Origin of the sequence: Rhodococcus sp. NPDC057014 (assembly GCF_042673295.1) — a bacterium.
Taxonomy (GTDB): Bacteria; Actinomycetota; Actinomycetes; order Mycobacteriales; family Mycobacteriaceae; genus Rhodococcus_F.
Map to the genome: position 1 here is coordinate 1 of NZ_JBHUSF010000542.1, position 3,198 is coordinate 3,198.

3 protein-coding genes are annotated in these 3,198 nt (G+C 67.4%); all 3 read left to right on the top strand.

The window, feature by feature from the left end; translation table 11 throughout:
- The first annotated feature begins 149 nt into the window (after nucleotides 1-149).
- Genes gap through tpiA form a run of 3 tightly spaced genes read left to right on the top strand, consistent with a single transcriptional unit; the run spans nucleotide 150 to nucleotide 3,187 of the window.
- A complete protein-coding gene (gene gap, locus ACFTZB_RS44465) occupies nucleotides 150-1,169 on the top strand; it encodes a type I glyceraldehyde-3-phosphate dehydrogenase (protein WP_015890630.1) in 1,020 nt (339 codons plus the stop codon).
- Between the two features lie 17 nt (nucleotides 1,170-1,186).
- The gene (locus tag ACFTZB_RS44470) at nucleotides 1,187-2,398 is read left to right on the top strand and encodes a phosphoglycerate kinase (protein ID WP_378442217.1); all 1,212 of its coding nucleotides are present in this window, start codon (nucleotides 1,187-1,189) and stop codon (nucleotides 2,396-2,398) included.
- 3 nt (nucleotides 2,399-2,401) lie between these two features.
- Nucleotides 2,402-3,187 (top strand): triose-phosphate isomerase, encoded by a 786-nt coding sequence (gene tpiA, locus ACFTZB_RS44475; protein ID WP_378442219.1) that lies wholly within the window; start codon nucleotides 2,402-2,404, stop codon nucleotides 3,185-3,187.
- Nucleotides 3,188-3,198 lie beyond the last annotated feature (11 nt).

Below are 3,198 nucleotides of genomic sequence, written 5' to 3' on the forward strand. Positions count from 1 at the left end.
GCCCGGAGGTGACCGCGCGCGGGCGTCGCCCGCGCACTAGGGTAAGAACCACATCGACCGATGAACCCCGCGCCGACCGCCCGCCGGTGGTGTCGTAGCGGCGCGGGAGCAGAGCTGCACAACCAGAATCATGCGCAAAGGAGCAGATTGTGACTGTCCGGGTAGGCGTAAACGGTTTCGGCCGTATCGGACGTAACTTCTTCAGGGCGGTGGATGCGCAGAAGGCGCTCGGAACCACCGACATCGAGATTGTGGCGGTCAACGACCTCACGGACAACGCTTCGCTGGCGCATCTCCTGAAGTACGACTCCATCCTGGGTCGTCTCCCGCACGACGTCTCGCTCGAAGGTGAAGACACCATCGTCGTCGGAAGCCAGAAGATCAAGGCGCTCGCCATCAAGGAAGGCCCCGCGGCGCTTCCCTGGGGCGACCTGGGTGTCGACGTCGTCGTCGAGTCCACCGGCATCTTCACCGACGCAGCCAAGGCGAAGGGCCACCTCGAGGCCGGCGCCAAGAAGGTCATCATCTCCGCCCCGGCCAAGGGCGAGGACATCACCATCGTGATGGGCGTCAACGACGACAAGTACGACGGCAGCCAGAACATCATCTCCAACGCCTCGTGCACCACCAACTGCCTCGGCCCCATCGCCAAGGTGCTCGACGACGAGTTCGGCATCGTCAAGGGCCTCATGACGACGGTGCACGCCTACACCCAGGACCAGAACCTGCAGGACGGCCCGCACAGCGACCTGCGTCGCGCCCGTGCCGCCGCACTGAACGTGGTTCCCACCGGAACCGGTGCCGCCAAGGCCATCGGCCTGGTCCTCCCGCAGCTGCTCGGCAAGCTGGACGGCTACGCGCTGCGCGTCCCGATCCCCACGGGTTCGGTCACCGACCTCACCGCGAACCTGCGGAAGTCGGCCAGCGTCGAGGACATCAACGCCGCGATGAAGGCTGCCGCCGAGGGCCCGCTCAAGGGCATCCTGAAGTACACGGACGCCCCCATCGTGTCGTCCGACATCGTCACCGACCCGCACAGCTCGATCTTCGACTCCGGCCTCACCAAGGTCATCGAGGATCAGGCCAAGATCGTGTCCTGGTACGACAACGAGTGGGGTTACTCCAACCGTCTGGCAGACCTCATCGGTCTCGTCGCCAAGTCTCTCTGAGCGAAGGTCCGGTAACAGTGGCAGTTCAGACTCTCGACGATCTACTGAACGCTGGGGTCGAGGGGCGTGCCGTGCTGGTGCGCTCCGACCTCAACGTTCCGCTCGACGGCGACCGGATCACCGATCCCGGGCGCATCCTCGCTTCCGCACCGACGCTGAAGGCGTTGGCGGAGGCGGGCGCCAAGGTCATCGTCACCGCCCATCTGGGTCGCCCCAAGGGTGAGCCCGACCCGCAGTACTCGCTCGCGCCGGTGGCGGTGAAGCTCGCCGAGGTGCTGGGACGCAACGTCCAGCTCGCCGGCGACGTCGTCGGCCAGGACGCGCTGGCCCGCGCGGAGGGGCTCACCGACGGCGACGTCCTCCTGCTGGAGAACATCCGCTTCGACCCGCGGGAGACCAGCAAGGACGAGGCCGAGCGGACGAAGCTCGCCAAGGCCCTGGTCGAACTGGTCGGCGACGACGGTGCGTTCGTGTCCGACGGGTTCGGTGTCGTGCACCGCGCGCAGGCGTCGGTGTACGAGGTCGCGAAGTTGCTCCCGCACTACGCGGGCACGCTCGTCGACGCCGAGATCGAGGTGCTCGGCAAGCTCACCCAGGAGCCCGAGCGGCCGTACGCGGTCGTCCTCGGTGGATCCAAGGTGTCGGACAAGCTCGCGGTGATCGAGGCGCTGGCCCCCAAGGTCGACACCCTCGTCATCGGCGGCGGCATGTACTACACGTTCCTCGCGGCGCAGGGCGTCTCGGTCGGAAACTCGCTGTGCGAGGAGTCGATGATCGACACGTGCAAGGCGCTGCTCGAGCAGTACGCCGACGTCATCCACATCCCGCAGGACGTGGTCATCGCCGATTCGTTCTCCGCCGACGCCGAGTCGAAGATCGTCTCCGTGCTCGAGATCCCGGACGGCTGGATGGGACTCGACATCGGACCGCAGTCGGTTCGCCGGTTCGCGGCGATCCTGACCAGCGCGAAGACCGTGTTCTGGAACGGCCCGATGGGTGTGTTCGAGTTCGAGAAGTTCGCCGCGGGCACCAAGGGTGTCGCCGAGGCGATCATCGAGGCCACCGGCAAGGGCGCGTACAGCGTCGTCGGTGGCGGTGACTCCGCCGCGGCGGTGCGCCAGCTCGGTCTGCCCGAGGACGGGTTCTCGCACATCTCCACCGGTGGCGGCGCCTCCCTCGAGTACCTCGAGGGCAAGGAACTCCCCGGCATCGCAGTTCTGGAGGGCTGACCCATGGCACGGAAGCCGCTGATCGCCGGCAACTGGAAGATGAATCTGAACCACCTCGAGGCCATCGCGCTGGTTCAGAAGATCGCCTTCTCGCTCCCGGCGAAGTACTTCGACAAGGTCGACGTGACGGTGATCCCGCCGTTCACCGACATCCGCAGCGTGCAGACCCTCGTCGAGGGCGACAAGCTCCTGCTCACCTACGGTGCGCAGGACGTGTCGGCCCAGGATTCGGGCGCGTACACCGGCGAGATCAGCGGCTCCATGCTGGCCAAGCTGGGCTGCACGTTCGTCGTCGTCGGGCACTCGGAGCGCCGGACCCTGCACGGCGAGGACAACGACACCGTGCTGGCCAAGACCAAGGCCGCGCTGAAGAACGGGCTCACCCCGATCGTCTGCATCGGTGAGGGCCTCGACATCCGCGAGGCCGGCGACCACGTGTCCTACAACGTCGAGCAGCTGCGGGGTTCGCTCGCCGGGCTGTCCGCCGAGGACATCGGCAAGGTCGTCATCGCGTACGAGCCGGTGTGGGCCATCGGCACCGGCCGGGTGGCCAGTGCCGCGGACGCGCAGGAAGTCTGCGCCGCGATCCGCGCCACGCTCGGCGAGCTGGCCTCGCCGGACGTCGCGTCCGGTGTCCGCGTGCTGTACGGCGGCAGCGTCAACGCGAAGAACGTCGGCGAGATCGTCGGACAGACGGATGTGGACGGCGCCCTCGTGGGCGGCGCCTCGCTGAAGGCCGACGAGTTCGCCACCCTGTCGGCGATCGCCGCGGGCGGACCTCTGCCGTAAGGCGCCTTCGG